14 protein-coding genes are annotated in these 17,274 nt (G+C 67.9%); 7 read left to right on the forward strand and 7 right to left on the reverse strand.

What is annotated here, in order from left to right; genetic code table 11:
* Positions 1 to 134 precede the first annotated feature (134 nt).
* The 3 genes from AC2EBS_RS15335 (at position 135) to AC2EBS_RS15345 (ending at position 3,566) form a co-directional block, all read left to right on the forward strand.
* Entirely contained in the window at positions 135 to 2,432 is a 2,298-nt protein-coding gene (locus tag AC2EBS_RS15335) for an NADP-dependent malic enzyme (RefSeq protein ID WP_484729306.1), read from the forward strand.
* A gap of 346 nt (positions 2,433 to 2,778) precedes the next feature.
* A complete protein-coding gene (locus AC2EBS_RS15340; protein WP_484729456.1) occupies positions 2,779 to 3,126 on the forward strand; it encodes a guanyl-specific ribonuclease in 348 nt (115 codons plus the stop codon).
* Between the two features lie 44 nt (positions 3,127 to 3,170).
* Positions 3,171 to 3,566, forward strand: a complete 396-nt coding sequence (locus AC2EBS_RS15345) for a barstar family protein (protein ID WP_484729307.1) — start codon at positions 3,171 to 3,173, stop codon at positions 3,564 to 3,566.
* Here the strand turns inward: AC2EBS_RS15345 and AC2EBS_RS15350 are convergent.
* The 4 genes from AC2EBS_RS15350 to AC2EBS_RS15365 form a co-directional block, all read right to left on the reverse strand.
* The gene (locus AC2EBS_RS15350) at positions 3,541 to 3,726 is read right to left on the reverse strand and encodes a hypothetical protein (protein ID WP_484729308.1); all 186 of its coding nucleotides are present in this window, start codon (positions 3,724 to 3,726) and stop codon (positions 3,541 to 3,543) included. The genes AC2EBS_RS15345 and AC2EBS_RS15350 overlap by 26 nt on opposite strands.
* Before the next feature lie 89 nt (positions 3,727 to 3,815).
* Positions 3,816 to 4,586 carry a 16S rRNA (adenine(1518)-N(6)/adenine(1519)-N(6))-dimethyltransferase RsmA gene (gene rsmA, locus AC2EBS_RS15355; RefSeq protein ID WP_484729309.1) on the reverse strand — a complete coding sequence of 257 codons (771 nt, stop codon included), beginning with the start codon at positions 4,584 to 4,586 and terminating at the stop codon, positions 3,816 to 3,818.
* Between the two features lie 30 nt (positions 4,587 to 4,616).
* A complete protein-coding gene (locus AC2EBS_RS15360; RefSeq protein WP_484729310.1) occupies positions 4,617 to 5,951 on the reverse strand; it encodes a peptidylprolyl isomerase in 1,335 nt (444 codons plus the stop codon).
* Positions 5,944 to 8,316 (reverse strand): LPS-assembly protein LptD, encoded by a 2,373-nt coding sequence (locus tag AC2EBS_RS15365; RefSeq protein ID WP_484729311.1) that lies wholly within the window; start codon positions 8,314 to 8,316, stop codon positions 5,944 to 5,946. The genes AC2EBS_RS15360 and AC2EBS_RS15365 overlap by 8 nt, the downstream gene beginning before the upstream one ends.
* A 238-nt stretch (positions 8,317 to 8,554) precedes the next feature.
* On the opposite strand from AC2EBS_RS15365, the gene AC2EBS_RS15370 reads away from it, so the two are divergent.
* Positions 8,555 to 9,604, forward strand: a complete 1,050-nt coding sequence (locus tag AC2EBS_RS15370; RefSeq protein WP_484729457.1) for an aminoglycoside phosphotransferase family protein — start codon at positions 8,555 to 8,557, stop codon at positions 9,602 to 9,604.
* Between the two features lie 44 nt (positions 9,605 to 9,648).
* On the opposite strand, the gene AC2EBS_RS15375 is transcribed toward AC2EBS_RS15370, so the two are convergent.
* Together AC2EBS_RS15375 and AC2EBS_RS15380 are read right to left on the reverse strand one after the other, a co-directional pair.
* The gene (locus tag AC2EBS_RS15375; RefSeq protein WP_484729312.1) at positions 9,649 to 10,281 is read right to left on the reverse strand and encodes a glutathione S-transferase family protein; all 633 of its coding nucleotides are present in this window, start codon (positions 10,279 to 10,281) and stop codon (positions 9,649 to 9,651) included.
* A 127-nt stretch (positions 10,282 to 10,408) separates the two neighbouring features.
* Positions 10,409 to 11,719, reverse strand: coding sequence for an amidohydrolase family protein (locus AC2EBS_RS15380; RefSeq protein ID WP_484729313.1), 1,311 nt, complete (start codon positions 11,717 to 11,719; stop codon positions 10,409 to 10,411).
* 207 nt (positions 11,720 to 11,926) lie between these two features.
* On the opposite strand from AC2EBS_RS15380, the gene purB reads away from it, so the two are divergent.
* On the forward strand, positions 11,927 to 13,294 hold the full coding sequence (gene purB / locus AC2EBS_RS15385; protein ID WP_484729314.1) for an adenylosuccinate lyase: 1,368 nt from the start codon (positions 11,927 to 11,929) through the stop codon (positions 13,292 to 13,294).
* A gap of 97 nt (positions 13,295 to 13,391) precedes the next feature.
* Positions 13,392 to 15,620, forward strand: coding sequence for a sensor domain-containing protein (locus AC2EBS_RS15390; RefSeq protein ID WP_484729315.1), 2,229 nt, complete (start codon positions 13,392 to 13,394; stop codon positions 15,618 to 15,620).
* 15 nt (positions 15,621 to 15,635) lie between these two features.
* Here the strand turns inward: AC2EBS_RS15390 and AC2EBS_RS15395 are convergent, their stop codons facing one another.
* On the reverse strand, positions 15,636 to 16,328 hold the full coding sequence (locus AC2EBS_RS15395) for a YciI family protein (RefSeq protein WP_484729316.1): 693 nt from the start codon (positions 16,326 to 16,328) through the stop codon (positions 15,636 to 15,638).
* 109 nt (positions 16,329 to 16,437) lie between these two features.
* Between AC2EBS_RS15395 and pyrF the strand changes: the two genes are divergently transcribed.
* Positions 16,438 to 17,274 (forward strand): orotidine-5'-phosphate decarboxylase, encoded by an 837-nt coding sequence (gene pyrF / locus AC2EBS_RS15400; RefSeq protein WP_484729317.1) that lies wholly within the window; start codon positions 16,438 to 16,440, stop codon positions 17,272 to 17,274.

Below are 17,274 nucleotides of genomic sequence, written 5' to 3' on the forward strand. Positions count from 1 at the left end.
GCGCCGCAAATCAGCCGTCAGGCGGCACACGGATAGTGCGGCTCAACCGCTTCATTTAATGAAACCGATGAACGCAATGCGAAATGCGAACCTAAAATCGCTCCGCAGTCCCGCGGCTCCCGCAGAATCACACCATGCTCACCCCCGAACAGAAACGCGCCCAGTTGCGCCAGGCCGCGCTCGAGTATCACGAGCTCCCCACTCCTGGAAAGATCGCCATCGCGCCGACCAAGCAGCTGGTCAACCAGCGCGATCTGGCGCTGGCCTATTCGCCCGGCGTGGCCGCCGCCTGCGAGGAGATCGTGGCCGATCCGGCCAACGCCTTCCGCTACACCTCGCGCGGCAATCTGGTCGCGGTGGTAACCAACGGCACCGCGGTGCTGGGCCTGGGCGACATCGGCCCGCTGGCCTCCAAGCCGGTGATGGAAGGCAAGGGCGTGCTGTTCAAGAAGTTCGCCGGCATCGATGTGTTCGACCTGGAGATCCAGGAGCGCGACCTGGACAAGCTGGTGGACGTGATCGCAGCGCTGGAGCCTACGTTCGGCGGCATCAACCTCGAAGACATCAAGGCGCCGGACTGCTTCTACGTGGAGCGCAAGCTGCGCGAGCGCATGAAGATCCCGGTCTTCCACGACGACCAGCACGGGACGGCCATCGTGGTCGGCGCGGCGCTGCTCAACGGTCTGAAGGTCCTGGGCAAGGACATCAAGCAGGTCAAGCTGGTGACCTCTGGTGCGGGTGCGGCAGCGTTGGCCTGCCTGCAGCTGCTGGTCAAGCTGGGCCTGCCGCGCGAGAACATCTGGGTGACCGATCTGGCCGGCCTGGTCTACGAAGGCCGCGTCGAGCTGATGGACCCGGACAAGGCGGTGTTCGCACAGAAGACAGAGATGCGCACGCTGCGCGAGGCGATCGCCGGCGCCGATGTGTTCCTGGGCCTGTCGGCCGGTGGCGTGTTGAAGGCGGACATGGTGGCCAGCATGGCGGCCAAGCCGCTGATCTTTGCGCTGGCCAACCCGACGCCGGAGATCCTGCCGGAAGAGGTGAAGGCGGTGCGCGACGACGCCGTGATGGCCACCGGCCGCACCGACTACCCGAACCAGGTCAACAACGTCCTGTGCTTCCCCTACATCTTCCGCGGCGCGCTGGACAGCGGCGCCACCACGATCACCGACGAGATGGAGATCGCCGCGGTTCACGCCATCGCCGAGCTGGCCCAGGCCGAGCAGAGCGAGGTGGTGGCCGCAGCCTATGCTGGTGCCACCCTGAGCTTCGGGCCCGAGTACCTGATTCCCAAGCCCTTCGACCCGCGGCTGATGATGAAGATCGCACCGGCGGTGGCGCAGGCGGCCCAAGACTCCGGTGTGGCCTCGCGGCCCATCGCGGACATGGCGGCCTACCGAGAGAAGCTGCAGAGCTTCGTCTACGCCTCGGGCACGACGATGAAGCCGATCTTCACCCAGGCCAAGCGCGCCAAGAACAAGCGCGTCGCCTATGCCGAGGGCGAAGAGGAGCGCGTGCTGCGTGCGGTGCAGATCGTCGTTGACGAGGGCCTGGCACGCCCGACGCTGATCGGCAGGCCCGCGGTGATCGCCGAGCGCTGCGAGCGCTTCGGTCTGCGTCTGCAGGAAGGCCGCGACTACGACATCGTCAACGTCGAGCAGGATCACCGCTACCGCGACTTCTGGCAGACCTACCACCGCATGACCGACCGCAAGGGCGTGACCGAGCAGCTGGCCAAGATCGAGATGCGCCGCCGCCTCACGCTGATCGGCTGCATGCTGCTGCACAAGGGCGAGGTCGACGGCATGCTGTGCGGCACCTGGAGCAACACGGCCATGCACCTGCAGTACATCGATCAGGTGATCGGCAAGCGTGCCGGGGTCAGCAACTACGCCTGCATGAACGGGCTGATCCTGCCGGGTCGCCAGGTCTTCCTGGTGGACACGCATGTCAACTACGACCCGACGGCCGAGCAGCTGGCAGAGATCACTGTGATGGCCGCGGAAGAGCTGATGCGCTTCGGCATCCGCCCGAAGGCGGCCCTGCTCTCGCACAGCAACTTCGGCTCGAGCAACCAGCCCTCGGCGGTGAAGATGCGTGAGGCCCTGGCCTTGGTGCAGCAGCGTGCCCCCTGGCTGGAGATCGACGGCGAGATGCATGGCGACACCGCGCTCGATGCGGCCTACCGGGCCCAGCTGATGCCACGCTCGACGCTATCTGGCGAAGCCAACCTGCTGGTGCTGCCCAATATCGACGCCGCCAACATCTCCTACAACCTGCTCAAGACGGCAGCCGGCGGCGGCATCGCCATTGGCCCGGTGCTGCTCGGCGCCGCCAAGCCGGTGCATGTGCTGACCCCATCGGCCACGGTGCGGCGCATCGTCAACATGACGGCCCTGACGGTCGCCGACGCCAACGCGGCACGCCACTAGGCAGCCAGGACCCGGGCACAGCGAGCCGGCCTGATGGCCGGCTCGCTGCTTTCGGCGCGCCCCAATGAGGTGCAGTCACAAGCCCCCGCAAATCAGCGCTTACAAAAGTTTGTAAAGGCTCACGGCCGCTAGCTGCCGGCCCATCAAGCTGCTTGCCAGTTTGATTTCCACAACTGTGTGCGCACACTAACCAAGCCCTTCAAAGCCCTCACGGGGTTTGCCGCCGCTTGAGATTTCGCGGCCCATTCGGTACCATTCTGCTTTCAAAATTCAGGGTAAACCCGTGTTCTTGCTTGATCGGTCACCGAAGTGGCCATCTTGGCGGCAAATAGGTTCTGCAATTGCGCTGCTTGCGGCGCTAGGATCCGGCGCCTCGGTGGAAGCCAAGGGATCGCCAGCAGATCAAGACACGGTGGCCTTGGCAGCCCTGCCGCGCGAAGCGCAGGAGACCCACCGCCTCATTCTTGAAGGCGGCCCGTTCCCCTACCAGAAGGACGGCACGGTCTTCGGCAATCGCGAGCGCCTGCTGCCAATCAAAGCCAGGGGTTACTACCGCGAGTACACGGTGAAAACGCCGAGGGCGCGCAATCGCGGCGCCCGGCGCATCGTGTGCGGCGGAAAGCCTCCGACCCAACCTGAGGCGTGTTACTACACCGACGACCACTATGCGAGCTTCAAACGCATCGCACCGTGAGTCGGCGGCGGCGAGATCGAGAAACTACTAGGAGGATTGCGACAATGCTTTTGCAGACCGTCCGTCCCAATATCGTGCAGGCCATTCGGGCCTACCGGGTGGAGGATCTGATGCGGGCCGCCCAGGAGGCAGGGCATCATTTCCTCTATGCCAATCTGAACAACTGCCAATCCAAGCAGGAAGTGCTGGAGAGCATTGCTCAATCCTTCCTCTTCCCTGCGCACTTCGGCAAGAACCTGGACGCGCTGCATGACTGCCTGACCGATCTGGTGCACAAGTCGGGCGCTCAGCCGGGCTTCGTCGTCGTGCTGGAGCAGTTGCCCGACAACCTGCGTTTCGACCGCGAGGCGCGCGAGCAGTTGCTCGATGTCTTCCGCGATGCGGCCGACTACTGGGCCGACAGGCGGGTCCAGTTCAGGTGTTTCTATTCTTTTCAGTAGCCCGCTCCCAAGAAAACGGGTCATGGGAGCGGGCTACTGAAGTGGCCCCCAGCAGCGAGAGCAAGCCGGCAGCAAAGACGAGCAAAGCTGCAGCCAATGCGAACTTCGGCATGAACATGCCGATGATGTGCAGCGCCTTCGATACCTCGATGTGGCTCAACGCCGCTTGAGCGTCCAATCGATGCGCCAATGACGAAGAGGCCCCGCGGGGCCTCTTCTCTTTTCTTGCATCCAGCCGGCCTGTTGCGTTCAGCCCAGCTGCCGGGCCAGACCGACGTACTCCTCGACCGGCACTTCCTCGGCACGGCGCTGCAGATCGAAGTCGCCGGCATAGCCGCGCGCCTCGAGCCAGCGGCCCAGGCTGTGCCGCAGCAGCTTGCGCCGCTGCGAGAAGGCCGAGGCCACCAACTCCTCCAGCAGCGTCGCATCCAAGAGTGCCGGCTCCGCATGGGGCAGCATGCGCACCACCGCCGAGTCCACGCGCGGCGGCGGGTCGAAAGCGTCCGGCGGCACATCCAGCACCGACTCGATGCGGTAGCGCCACTGCAGCATCACCGACAGGCGTCCGTAGTCCTTGCCACCCGGCTCCGCTGCCATGCGGTCGACCACTTCCTTCTGCAGCATGAAGTGCTGGTCGACCACATGGTCGACGAAGCCCAGCAGGTGGAAGAGGATGGGCGTGGAGATGTTGTAGGGCAGATTGCCGACCACGCGCAGCTTCTGGCCACGCTCGGCCGCGAGTGCGGCGAAGTCCACCTTGAGCACGTCGGATTCGACCACCATCAGGCCCTGGCGCTGCCGCAGCCGGGCAGCCAGGTCACGATCCAGTTCGATCACGGTGAGCTGCGGAATGCGCGCCAGCAAGGGCAAGGTCATCGCACCCAGACCTGGCCCGATCTCCACCAGCGCCTCGCCCTCGCGCGGGTCTATGGCGTCGATGATCGCGTCGATGACGGCGCGGTCAGTGAGGAAATGCTGGCCGAAGCGCTTGCGCGCGCGATGCGGCGTACCTGCAGCCATGTCAGCCTCGGCGCGTTCCGGCGGCGCGGCTCACTGCCATTCGCGCAACTCGACGAATGCGCGCGACCGCAGCTCCTTGACCCACTCCTGGTAGGCCTCCTCGTACTTGCGCTCGCGCAGCGCATTGCGCGCCTGCTCGCGCAGCTGGCGCGGATCGGCCTCGACCTGCCGCCGCTCCAGCACCTGGATCAGATGCAGACCGAAGCGCGACACGACCGGCTGCGAAATGCCGTTGATCGGCAGCGCGTTCATCGCCTCCTCGAACTCGGGCACGAAGCCGCCCGGCGAGGTCCAGCCGAGTTCGCCGCCATCCTGGGCACTGCCATCCTCGGAGTTCTCCTTGGCCAGCTGCTCGAAGCTGGCGCGGCCGCTCTCGACCGCGCGCTTGAACTCGGCCAGGCGACGCGCCGCCACTTCGGCGCTGAGCTGGGCCGAGGGCCGCAGCAGGATGTGCCGGGCCCGCGTCTGCACCACCGTGTTGCTCGCTGCCGCAGGTGCCACGCGCTGGACCAGCTTGAGGACATGGAAGCCCGCGCCAGTGCGCAGCAGGTTTGTGGCCACCTCGCCGTCCTTCAGCGGACGCACCACGTCGACGAAAACGTCCGGCAGCCGGTCGGCCTGGCGCAGACCGATCTCGCCGCCGCGCTCCTTGTTGCCGTCCTCGGAGATCTCGCGCGCCACCTTGGCGAAGTCCTCGCCGCCCTTGATGCGTGCCAGCGCAGCCTCGGCCCGCGCACGGCGCTCGGCCACCACGGCATCGCTGGCGCCTTCCGGCACGCCGACCAACACCTGCGCGATATTGAGCTGCGGGTTGCCGGCCTGTCGGGCGCGCTGCTCCTCGAGATAGTTGTCGATCTCGCCATCGGTGACGCGGATACGGCCGACCACCTCACGTTCGCGCAGACGCTCGGTCATGATCTGGTCGCGCAGGTTCTCGCGGAAGCGTCGGTAGTCGATGCCCTCGGCCTTGAGCCGCTCGAGCAGCTGCTCCTGGGTGAGGCGGTTCTGCTGCGCCACATTCGCGACAACGCGGTCCAGCTCGGCCTCGTCAACCTTGCTGCCGAATTCGCGCGCGGTGGTGACGAGCACACGGTCCTCGATCAGCGCCTCCAGCGCCTGCTTGCGCAGCTGCTCGATGTCGACACTCTCGCCGCGCTGACGCGCCTCGGCACGCAGCCGCTCGGTACGCGAAGCCAGCTCGCTGGCGGCCACCACATCCTGATTGACCACCGCGGCGATGTGATCGCCAGGGCGCAAGGTGCCCGCCGCTGCGCCGCCGCTCTGCGCCAGGGCTGCGGAAGTGCTCAGAGCGGCGCTGAGCGCGCAAGCCAGGGCCAGGGAACGGGGAAGCAGCGGTTCAGTCATAGGAGGCATTGAGAAGGTTCGAGCGTTCCGAGCTCAGCGGCCGGTAAGCCGGGATATTGTCCCTCAGGACCTGCAGCGCATTGGAGCCCAGCCGCGACAGGCCCACCAGCTCCAGCTGCAGCAACAGGCGCGTGTTGGTCTCGCTGCGGCCGGTGGACAGCCGCTCGGCGCCGACGCGCAGGATCCAGCAGCCGGCGTCGTACTCCAGGCCCAGCAGCGAATCCGAGAAGCGGCTGTCGCGCAGGCTGTACTGCAGACGCCCGGCGCTGTACCAGGCGCCGCTGCAGCTGCTGCCCGATGCGGCGCCAGCGCGGGCGCCACCGTCGCGGCCGCCGAACAGCGGCCACTGCCAGGCCAGCTCGACCTGCTCGCTTTGCCCGCGAGCCAACCGGTAGGCCGTGCTCACAGTGCGCAGCGGGCCTGGCGCAAAGCGTGCACGCAGCACCGTGCGCACCACCGCGGCGCTGTCCGAGTCGACCTGCATCGAGCCTTCGAACCACCAGCGCGAGCCCACATGCACCGCACCGAGCAGCAACAGATCGGAGAGGCGCTGATCATTGGGCGCGCCCTCGGGCGTGATGCGCTGCTCGCTGAAGCGCACACGCTGCACCAAGCCCAGGCGCAGCAGCTCGTCGCCCTGGTTGGCATCCAGCCAGCGCGACACCGCGCCCACGGTCAGCTGGTGCGCGTCGGAGACGCGATCCACGCCGGAGAACTGGTTCTCCGTGTAGATGGTGTCGAAGGTGAAGTCCTTGGGCGTGGCGTCGAAATTGGGCAGCCGGCTCTGGTCGCGGTAGACCGTGTTCACGTACATCAGCCGCGGCTCCAGCGTCTGCAGCAGCGCCCGGCCGAACAGCGAGGCCTCGCGCTCGAACACCCAGCCATGATCCAGACTGAAGCCGGGCACGCTGCGCGCCGCCGAGGTACGCCCATCCGTCATCGGCTGGTCCAGCCGGTAGCTTGCCGCATTGACATAGAGCTTGGGCGTCAGCCACCAGGCTGCGCCGCCGATGGGCAGGCTGACATGGCCGAGCAGGTGCGCGCGCTGGCCGGTCAGCGTCTGCGCGGCATGCGCCGACCCGGACAGATCGAAACGGTTGTACTCCAGCTCCAGCGCGCCCTCCAGGCGACCGCGCCGTCCCCAAGGCAGGTAGCCGGCAAGCTGGCCTTCCTCGCCCTGGCTCGCGAGCTGAACGCCCAGCTGCGGCGAGCGCTGGTAGGGGGTGAGAAACTGCGTCGCCGGATCCAGGCCCTGCAGCGCCTGCCAGCGCTGTGCACGGGCATAAAGACGCGCCTCGCCCCAGCTCAGCTCCCGGCGGCGCTCGAGCTGCAGATCGCTGGCCAGCAGGCGCGGCGTGGCACTGGCAATCCGTCGGGGCAAGTCCTTCCAGTACTCGTCGTCCGACACCTGCTCGGCACGCAGCCGGTACGCCCAGCCCGGCAGCAGCTCACCGTCATTGCGCAGATCCGCAGCCCAACGGGAGCTGCGCGTCACACTGTCGTTAGGCAGCCAGGCCAGGCGCAGCTCGCCACGGTGGCGCGGCTCCAGATAGCGGAACTCGCTGTCCAGCCCCGCGCCACGGCGCGTCATCACGAAGGGCGTCAGCGTCATGTCGCGCTGCGGCGCCAGGTTCCAGTAGTAGGGCAGGCCAAACTCGAAGCCGCTGCGGTTGTCCAGCCCGATATTGGGCGGCAGCCAGCCTGACTTGCGCTGACCGCTCAAGGGAAAGCTCAGCGCCGGTGCGGCCAGGATAGGCACGCCCTGGAAGCGCAGCACCGCGCCCACGGCCCGACCCTCACCCGACTCCATGTCCATGTCCAGGCGGCTGGCGCTGAGTTGCCAGGCCGGTTCGGCCTCGCCCTCCACGGCCGGACAGCTGCTGTAGGTGGCGGCGTCGGCGCGCATCCTCTTGTCGCCGAGGAACTTCAGGCTCGCCGCCTGGCCGCCGGCGCCAGTGAGCGAGAAGAAGTACTCGGGCTTCACGAACTCGCCCTCGAAGCGATCGACAAACAGCTGCAGCTGAGGCCCGCGCACGGTGTTGCCGGCACGGCTGATCTCGACATGGCCACTGGCCAGCGCCGAGTCGTTGACGATGTCGTAGCTGACGCGATCGGCTCGCAGCAGCAGCTCGCCGTAGCGCAGCTCGGCCTCGCCCTCAGCCTTGGCGGTCTGGTCCACCTGGCCTTCGATGCGGCGCGCCTGCAGCACCAGCGCCGGCTTGGCGGCGGCAGCAGCATCGCCTGCGGGCCGCGTCAGCAGACGCGAAGGCTTGAGCTTGAGCGCCGGGTCCGCCGCGGTCACCGGACCCGCCTGCTGCGCAGACGCGGTGGCGCCCAGCGCGCAGCCCAGCAGCAGGGTCAGCATGCGGCGCCGCAGGACAGGCGGGCGGCAGGGCTTGCGGGCGTAGGAAAGCGAGGTCTGCGGGGGCAGCACGGCGTCGGCAGCCTTTGTCGGTCTAGCGGGAAGTCTTCTTCGGACGGGGGCCGGCGCGATGCCGACGGTTTGTAGAATTCATTATCCATGAGCCCCTGTCCAAGACAGCCCGGGCCACAGCCCTGGCGGCGCCGCTGCGCCGCACCTGCCCAGACACCTCCCGATGAGCATGATTGCCTGGCCCGACGCGGCCCGTGAGCAAACCTTCCAGCATTGGCTGCAGAGCCTGGACGCCGGCCTTGGCCTGCGTCCCGAGACGCTGGCTCCGGCCAGCGCCGACGCCAGTGCGCGGCGCTATTTCCGTATCGCGCGTGCCGACGGCAGCACGCTGATCGTGATGGATGCGCCGCCCGAGCAGGGCAGCGCACGCCCCTTCATCGAAATCGCCCGCCATATGGCGCAGGACTGCGGCCTGCATGTGCCCGAAGTGCTGGCGGCGGACGAGACGAACGGCTTCCTGCTGCTCGGCGACCTCGGACCGCAAACCTACCTGCAGGCGCTGCAGCAGGCCGACGAGCGCGAGGCCGACCGGCTGATGCGCGCCGCCATCCAGGCCCTGGTGCAGTGGCAGCGCAAGGGCGACGCCAGCCGACTGCCGGTCTACGACGAGGCCTTCATCCGCCGCGAACTGCAGATCTTCGTCGACTGGTGCGTGCAGCGCGAGTTCGGCCGCAGCTGGAACGAGGTGCAGCAGGCCTGGTGGGAGCGCGTCTGCCAGGCCCTGGTGCGCAGCATGCTCGGCCAACCACAGGTCCCGATGCATCGCGACTACATGGTGCGCAACCTGATGGTCAGCGAGCCCTTGCCCGGCATCCTGGACTTCCAGGACGCGGTGCGCGGCCCGATCGCCTACGACATCGCCTCGCTGCTGCGCGACGCCTTCATCTCCTGGGACGAGGAACGCGAACTCGACTGGGCGATCCGCTACTGGGAGCAGGCGCGCAAGGCCGGCCTGCTCGACCCCGAGGAACTCGGCGCCGACTTCGGCGAGTTCTGGCGCCTGGTCGAATGGGCCGGGCTGCAGCGCCACCTGAAGATCCTGGGCATCTTCTGCCGCCTGAAGCACCGCGACGGCAAACCGGCCTATGCCGAGGATCTGGGCCGCTTCTTCGCCTACGCGATCAAGGTATCGACGCGCTATGTGGAACTGGCGCCGCTGACGCAGCTGCTGCAGGACCTGCGTGGCGACCTGCTGGCCACCGGCTTCGATCTGCGCTGAGCCAGCAAGAGTCCCGTCTTGGCGGGACAGGCTGGCGACAAAACTCAGACGCCGGCGGGCGGCGCGCTGTCGATGAAGCTCGGCCGCGCGGCCAGCTTCTCGTAGTGACGCGCCAGGTTGGGATAGCTCGTGCGCCAGGCTATGGCGGGGAAGCGGAAGTCCAGATAGCCCAGTGCGCAGCCGACCGCGATATCGGCCAGCGAGAAATGGTTGCCCGAGCACCAGTTGCGCTCGCCCAGGCCCTGGCTCATCGCGGCCAACGCCGCATGTACGCGCGTCATCTGCCGCTCTATCCACACCACACTGCGCTGCTCCTCGGTGCGGCCATTCCAGGTCTGCTCCAGACGGGCCAACACCGAAGCGTCCAGCAGGCCATCAGCCAGCGCTTCCCAGGTGCGCACCTCGGTGCGCTCGCGGCCGCGCTCGGGAATCAGCTTGCCCACCGGCGACATCGCATCGCAGTACTCGACGATCACGCGCGAGTCGAACACCGCACCGGTGATCGAATCCTGCCCTTCCATCACCAGGCAAGGCACCTTGCCCAGCGGATTCATCTTCAGGATCTCGTCGCTGCCCCACACGTCCTCGAGCACCAGCTGGTAGTCGAGCTTCTTCTCCGCCATCACGATGCGGACCTTGCGGACATAGGGGCTGGTGAGTGAACCGATGAGCTTCATGGGTGTGCGGTGCTGCTGTGCGGATCATTCTACTGAAGCACCCCTGCGCGGCACGGTGCCTGCCTGCGTCCAACAACAGCCGCCCAGGCAGGTGGAAAAACCGCTTGCCAAACTGCGCCGCAGGCCCTCAGACTCTTCGCGCCGTCTGCGTGTGCGCCTGAAGCGTCCAGTCCACCGCGTCGGGTCGGCCCGGGAGGCTCAGCCGCGCCGTGGCCGGCGCCATGCGGCTCAAGACCTGACCCCGCCGCACCACCAGCAGCCTCTGTGCACGCAAGCGGATCGCCTCCACCACGTCGCGCGCCTGCAGCAGCACGAAGTCGGCATGGCAACCCGGCGCGAGGCCGTAGCCCTCCAGCCCGAGGATGCGCGCGCTGTTCACCGTCACCGCATCGAAGCAGGCGCGCATGCCGGCCTGCGAAGTCAGCTGCGCCACATGCAGGCCCATGCTCGCCACCTCCAGCATGTCGCCGCTGCCCAGCGAGTACCAGGGGTCCATCACGCAGTCGTGGCCGAAGCCCACATTGATGCCGGCGGCCATCAGCTCGGGCACGCGCGTCATGCCGCGCCGCTTCGGATAGCTGTCGTGCCGGCCCTGCAGGGTGATGTTGATCAGCGGATTGGCCACCACCTGCAGCTGCGCCTCGGCCATCAGCGGGATCAGCTTGGAGACGTAGTAGTTGTCCATCGAATGCATGGAGGTCAGGTGCGAGCCGGTCACGCGGCCCTGCAGACCCAGGCGCTGCGTCTCATAGGCCAGGGTCTCGACATGGCGCGACAGCGGGTCGTCGCTTTCGTCGCAATGCATGTCCACGCGCAGGCTGCGCTCGGCCGCCAGCTCGCACAGCAGCTTCACGCTGGCGGCGCCGTCGGCCATGGTTCGCTCGAAATGCGGGATGCCGCCGACCACGTCGACGCCCAGGTCGAGCGCACGCTTCAGGTTCGCCTGCGCGCCGGGTGAACGCAGCACGCCGTCCTGCGGAAAGGCGACCAGCTGCAGATCGAGATAGGGCTTCACGCGCTCGCGCACCTGCAGCAGCGCCTCCACCGCGAGCAGGCGCTCGTCGCAGACATCCACATGCGAGCGGATCGCCAGCAGGCCCTTGGACACCGCCCAGTCGCAATAGGCCAGCGCGCGCTCGACCAGCGCCTGCTGCGTCAGCAGCGGCTTGAGCTCGCCCCATAACGCGATGCCTTCGAGCAGCGTGCCGCTCTGGTTCACGCGCGGCAGGCCGTAGCTCAAGGTGGCATCCATATGGAAGTGCGCATCGACGAAGGGCGGGCTCACCAGCCAGCCCTGGCCATCGACGATCTCGGCACCGGGCGGCGCCGGCAGTGCCGGACCGAGCGCCGCGATGCGCCCGTCCAGGGCCAGCAGATCGATGCCGCTGCGGCCATCGGGCAGGCAGACATTGCGAAGCAAGAGTGGCGGCGGGCTCATGACGGATCCTCCAGGGCGGCCTTCGGTCAGCGCGGACGGCCGACAGTCCATCGAGCATAGAGCGTGCCGGCATGCGTGAACTCCGCCCGCAGCGCCATGGCTTGCAGCGCTGTGCGCAAGCGGTCATGCAGGGCTCAGCCGCTAAAATCTGCGGGTTTGCCCGCATCGGCCCCTCCCTTCTGACCGCGGCCCAGCCGCCCGCCCGCCATGAACCTCTCCAGCCTCAGCGCCCTCTCCCCTCTCGACGGCCGATATGCCTCGCGCGTCGCCGCGCTGCGCCCCCTGCTGTCCGAGTACGGCCTGATGCACCGCCGCGTGCAGGTCGAGGTGGAGTGGTTCATCGCGCTGTCCGACGCCGGCTTCGCCGAGTTCAAGCCGCTGTCCGAAGCCGCGCGCGGCCTGTTGCGCGGCCTGGTGGCGCGCTTCAGCGAAGCCGATGCGCAAGCGATCAAGGACATCGAGAAGACGACGAACCACGACGTCAAGGCGGTCGAGTACTGGCTGAAGTCGCGCTTCGAGCACAACGCCGAGCTGAAGGGCGCCGGCGAGTTCGTGCACTTCGCCTGCACCAGCGAGGACATCAACAACACCAGCCACGGCCTGATGCTCAAGGCCGCGCGCGAGCAGGTGATGCTGCCCACGCTGGACCGCATCACCGCCAAGCTCACCGCGATGGCCCAGGCGCTGGCCGGCGTGCCCATGCTCAGCCGCACCCACGGCCAGACCGCCAGCCCGACCACCGTGGGCAAGGAGATCGCCAACGTCGTAGCCCGCCTGCGCAATGCCCGCGAGCGCATCGCCGACGTCAAGCTGCTGGCCAAGATGAACGGCGCGGTGGGCAACTACAACGCGCATCTGTCTGCCTGGCCCGAGCATGACTGGGAGGCCTTCTCCAAAGCGGTGATCGAAAACCAGCTGGGCCTCACCTTCAACCCCTACACGATCCAGATCGAGCCGCACGACTACATGGCCGAGCTGTTCGACGCCTTCACCCGCGTCAACACCATCCTGATCGACTGGTCGCGCGACGTCTGGGGCTATATCTCGGTGGGCTACTTCAAGCAGCGCACCGTGGCCGGCGAGATCGGTTCCTCGACGATGCCGCACAAGGTCAACCCGATCGACTTCGAGAACGCCGAAGGCAACTTCGGCCTGGCCAATGCGCTGCTGACCCACCTGAGCCAGAAGCTGCCGATCAGCCGTTGGCAGCGCGACCTGACCGACTCCACGGTACTGCGCAATATGGGCGTGGCGCTGGGCTACGCGCTGCTGGGCTACGAGTCGCTGCTCAAGGGCCTGGACAAGCTGGAGGTCAACGAGGCCGCTCTGGCCGCCGACCTGGACGCCGCCTGGGAAGTGCTGGCCGAGCCCATCCAGACCGTGATGCGCCGCTACGCGCTGCCCAACCCCTACGAGCGCCTGAAGGAACTGACCCGCGGCAAGGCGATCACGCGCGAATCCATCCAGGCCTTCATCCACACGCTGGAGCTGCCCGAGGCCGAGAAGCAGCGCCTGCTGGCGCTGACCCCCGGCGGCTACACCGGCAAGGCCGAGGAGCTGGCCAAGCGGATCTGATCGACCTGGCAGTCCTGACAGGTCCGGCGGCTGATACAAGCACCGGATCGAGCGGTCTGGCTCACAATCGCCGCATAGCCCCACCGCCAAGCAGCCGATGAGCCGAAGCCAAGTCGCCGCCGATCCTGCCGCTGCTGCCGTTGCGCGATCCGGCGCGAGCGCCGACGCCGCCACGCGCGAGCGCGACCTGCTGCTGGAGTTCGCCGGGGTCGGCATCGTCTACGTGAAGCAGCGCATCCTGCAGCGCTGCAACACCCGCTATGCGGAGATCTTCGGCTACGCGTCGATGGACGAGATCATCGGGCGCTCCAGCCTGTCGATCTATCCCAGCGAGCGCGACTTCAAGCAGCTCGGCGCCGAGGCCTACCCGGTGCTGTCCACCGGCAAGGCCTACCGCACCGAGCGGCAGATGCGCCGCCGCAGCGGCGAGCTGTTCTGGTGCAGCCTCACCGGCCGCCTGATCGATCCGCAGGACCCGAGCCAGGGCTCGATCTGGATCGTTGAGGACATCCAGGAGCGCAAGCAGGCCGAGGCCGCCTTCGCGCAGCTCTCGCACGAACAGCAGCTGATCTTCGACCATGCGATGGTCGGCATCGTCTTCCTCAAGAACCGTCGCGTCACCCGCTGCAACCGCGCCTTCGAGGAACTGTTCGGCTACGGCCCGGGCGAGCTCGACGGCAGCTCGTCGCGCCAGTGGTACCTCAGCGATGCCGAGTGGGAAGACGCCGGCCGACGCTGCTACGAGCCCTTCAAGCAAGGGCGCGCCTTCCAGGGCGAGATGGTGCTGGCGCGCAAGGACGGCAGCCCGGTGCACTGCGAGGTGCGCAGCAAGGCCATCGACCCCAATGACCTGTCGCTCGGATCGATCTGGATCACCATGGACATCAGCGCGCGCAAGCAGGCCGAAGCCGCGCTGATGCGCGCCAAGGGCCAGCTCGAGGAACTGGTGCGCGAACGCACGCGCCAGCTCAGCGAGACGGTGCGTGCGCTGGAGGACAAGGTGCGCGAGCAGGCCGAGGCCGAGGCCCGCATCCAGCGCCTGGCGCATTTCGATGCGCTGACGCAGCTGCCCAACCGCGTGCTGCTCAAGGACCGCAGCGAACAGGCCATCGAGATCGCACGCCGCCACGGCGAATCGCTGGCCTTGCTCTTCCTCGACCTGGACCACTTCAAGCGCGTCAACGACTCGCTGGGCCACCGCGTCGGCGACGAGCTGCTGCAGCAGCTGGCCACACGCCTGCGCGGCGCGCTGCGCGAGCAGGACACCGTCGCGCGCCTGGGCGGCGACGAGTTCGTCGTCGTGCTGCCCGAGACCGATATGCAGGGTGCCTCGCATGTGGCGGCCAAGCTCGCCGAGCTGGCCACCCAGCCCTTCCAGGTCGAGGCCGGCGAGCTGACCGTCACGCCCTCGATCGGCATCGCGATGTTCCCCGCCGACGGGCCGGACTTCGACACGCTGTGCAAATGCGCGGACGCGGCGATGTACCAGGCCAAGCGCGACGGCCGCCACACGGTGCGCTTCTTCACCGACGAGATGCAGGCCCAGTCGGTGCGTGCGCTGACGCTGGAGAACGCGCTGCGCCGCGCGCTGGAACGCGGCCAGCTGAGCCTGCACTACCAGCCGCAGGTCGAGCTGGCCAGCGGCCGCGTGGTCGGCGCCGAGGCGCTGCTGCGCTGGACGCATCCCGAGCTCGGCGCTGTCTCGCCGGCCGAGTTCATCCCGGTGGCCGAGAGCTGCGGCCTGATCCTGCCGATCGGCGAATGGGTGATCCGCGAGGCCGCGCAGCAGATCCGCCGCTGGCAGCAGCAGGGCCTGGGCGATATCAAGGTGGCGGTGAACATCTCCTCGGTGCAGTTCCGCCATGCCGAGCTGCCGCAGCAGATCAGCCGCCTGATCGACGAGGCCGGCATCGCACCGGCGCTGCTGGAGCTGGAGCTGACCGAAGGCATGGCGATGCTGGACCCGCCGCGCGCCATCGCCACCATGCAGGAGCTGCACCGCCGCGGCCTGCACCTGGCGATCGACGACTTCGGCACCGGCTATTCCTCGCTGAGCTACCTGAAGCGCTTTCCGGTCTACAAGCTCAAGGTCGACCAGAGCTTCGTGCGCGACCTCACCGAAGACCCCGAGGACCGCGCCATCGTCGCCGCCATCATCAGCATGGCCGACAGCCTGGGCCTGCAGACGCTGGCCGAAGGCGTGGAAACCGAAGGCCAGCTCGCCTACCTGCGCGAACGCGGCTGCCGCGAAGCCCAGGGCTGGCTGTTCGGCCGGCCGCAGAGCGCCGCGCAGTTCACTGCGGCGCTGCAGAAGCAGGGCGGCTAGCTGGCGCTACGCGTCTCAGCGCAGCACGCCCTTGCCCAGCCACTGCGGCCACACCGCGGCACTCACACGCTGCTCGGCCAGGCCGGGATAGCCGGCGAGCGCGGCCTGCAGTGCGGCGCTGTCCTTCGTGCGCGCGAACAGCACCGCGGCGAGCGGGCCGTCCTGCAGCGCGTACCAGGCGCCGATGCGGCCTTCGTCGAGCAGGCGCTGCAGATGCGCGTCGGCGCCGGCGGCATCGGCGGCGTTGGCCGATCGGCTCAGCAGCACGATGCGCACCTCCTCGATGCCCTCGGGGTCGATGCCGCTGCTGTTCAGCGCACGCCGCGGCTGCGCCGGCACGGCGTTGACCGTCATATAGCCGTCGCGCACGTATTCATCGGGCTGGAAATAGCCCATCAGCTCTTCGCGGCTGGCGGCGCGCACGACGACGATGCCGCGCTTGTGGCCCGCGGGGTCGCGCATCGGCCCGGCGGCGAGCAGCTGGCCGGCGGCGAAGAGGCGCTTGAAATTGTCGATATGGCCACGCTGCATCGCCGCCACCGCGGCCTTGTCCTCGGGCGTGGGCCGGCCGCGTTCGAGGAAGATGAACCAGTCGCGCGGCTGCGGTGGCTCGGGGGGCGCCGTCGCGGCGCAGCCGGCGAGCGCCGTGCCCGCGCCCAGGGCCAGGCTGGACTGGATGAAATCTCGACGGCTCGTCATCATCGGCATGGGGCCTCCGGCAGGGCGCTGCACTGGGCATGATTCTGCGTGGCAGCGGCGCTGGCGGCAAACGCGAGACAATCCGGCATCACCCCCAGCACAAGGCCACGCACCGCTCATGAATTTCATCGCCCAGCTCCACGCCGCCGAACGACTCAACGACTCGCTGCTGTGCGTGGGCCTGGATCCGGAGCCGGCCAAGTTCCCCGGCGCCTGGAAGGGCGATGCTGGGCGCATCTACGACTTCTGCAGCGCGATCGTCGACGCGACCAAGGACTTGGTGATCGCCTTCAAGCCGCAGATCGCCTACTTCGCCGCGCATCGCGCCGAAGACCAGCTGGAGCGCCTGATGGCGCACATCAAGCGCACGGCGCCGCATGTGCCGGTGATCCTGGACGCCAAGCGCGGCGACATCGGCTCCACCGCCGAGCAGTACGCCAAGGAAGCCTTCGAGCGCTACCAGGCCGACGCGGTGACGCTATCGCCCTTCATGGGCTTCGATTCGATCGAGCCCTATCTGCGTTATCCGGACAAGGGTGCGATCCTGCTGTGCCGCACCTCCAATGCCGGCGGCAACGACTGGCAGATGCAGCGCCTGGCCGATGTGCCGGGGCAGCCGCGCCTGTACGAGCACCTGGCCCGGCTGGCGCAGACCGAGTGGAACAAGAACGGCCAGCTGGGCCTGGTGGTGGGCGCCACCTATCCCGAAGAGATCGAGCGCGTGCGCGAACTGGCACCGACGCTGCCGCTGCTGATCCCCGGCGTCGGCGCGCAGGGCGGCGACGCCGCGGCCACGGTCAAGGCCGGCTGGCGCGGCGACGCCCAGGGCAGCACCGGGCCCATCATCGTCAACTCCTCACGCGCGGTGCTGTACGCCAGTGCCGGCGAAGACTTCGCGGCGGCAGCGCGCCGTGTGGCGCAGAGCACACGCGAAGCGCTGCGTCCGGTGCGTTAA

It is taken from the genome of Roseateles sp. T103 (assembly GCF_057219915.1).

What these genes read in the sequence shown, in the direction of transcription:
- AC2EBS_RS15380 (WP_484729313.1), bottom strand. Translation starts at nt 11,719, where the DNA reads ATGAGCCCGCCGCCACTCTTGCTTCGCAATGTCTGCCTGCCCGATGGC.
- pyrF (WP_484729317.1), top strand. Translation starts at nt 16,438, where the DNA reads ATGAATTTCATCGCCCAGCTCCACGCCGCCGAACGACTCAACGACTCG.
- AC2EBS_RS15365 (WP_484729311.1), bottom strand. Translation starts at nt 8,316, where the DNA reads ATGCTGACCCTGCTGCTGGGCTGCGCGCTGGGCGCCACCGCGTCTGCG.
- AC2EBS_RS15390 (WP_484729315.1), top strand. Translation starts at nt 13,392, where the DNA reads ATGAGCCGAAGCCAAGTCGCCGCCGATCCTGCCGCTGCTGCCGTTGCG.
- purB (WP_484729314.1), top strand. Translation starts at nt 11,927, where the DNA reads ATGAACCTCTCCAGCCTCAGCGCCCTCTCCCCTCTCGACGGCCGATAT.
- AC2EBS_RS15345 (WP_484729307.1), top strand. Translation starts at nt 3,171, where the DNA reads ATGCTTTTGCAGACCGTCCGTCCCAATATCGTGCAGGCCATTCGGGCC.
- AC2EBS_RS15335 (WP_484729306.1), top strand. Translation starts at nt 135, where the DNA reads ATGCTCACCCCCGAACAGAAACGCGCCCAGTTGCGCCAGGCCGCGCTC.
- rsmA (WP_484729309.1), bottom strand. Translation starts at nt 4,586, where the DNA reads ATGGCTGCAGGTACGCCGCATCGCGCGCGCAAGCGCTTCGGCCAGCAT.
- AC2EBS_RS15360 (WP_484729310.1), bottom strand. Translation starts at nt 5,951, where the DNA reads ATGACTGAACCGCTGCTTCCCCGTTCCCTGGCCCTGGCTTGCGCGCTC.
- AC2EBS_RS15370 (WP_484729457.1), top strand. Translation starts at nt 8,555, where the DNA reads ATGATTGCCTGGCCCGACGCGGCCCGTGAGCAAACCTTCCAGCATTGG.
- AC2EBS_RS15395 (WP_484729316.1), bottom strand. Translation starts at nt 16,328, where the DNA reads ATGCCGATGATGACGAGCCGTCGAGATTTCATCCAGTCCAGCCTGGCC.
- AC2EBS_RS15375 (WP_484729312.1), bottom strand. Translation starts at nt 10,281, where the DNA reads ATGAAGCTCATCGGTTCACTCACCAGCCCCTATGTCCGCAAGGTCCGC.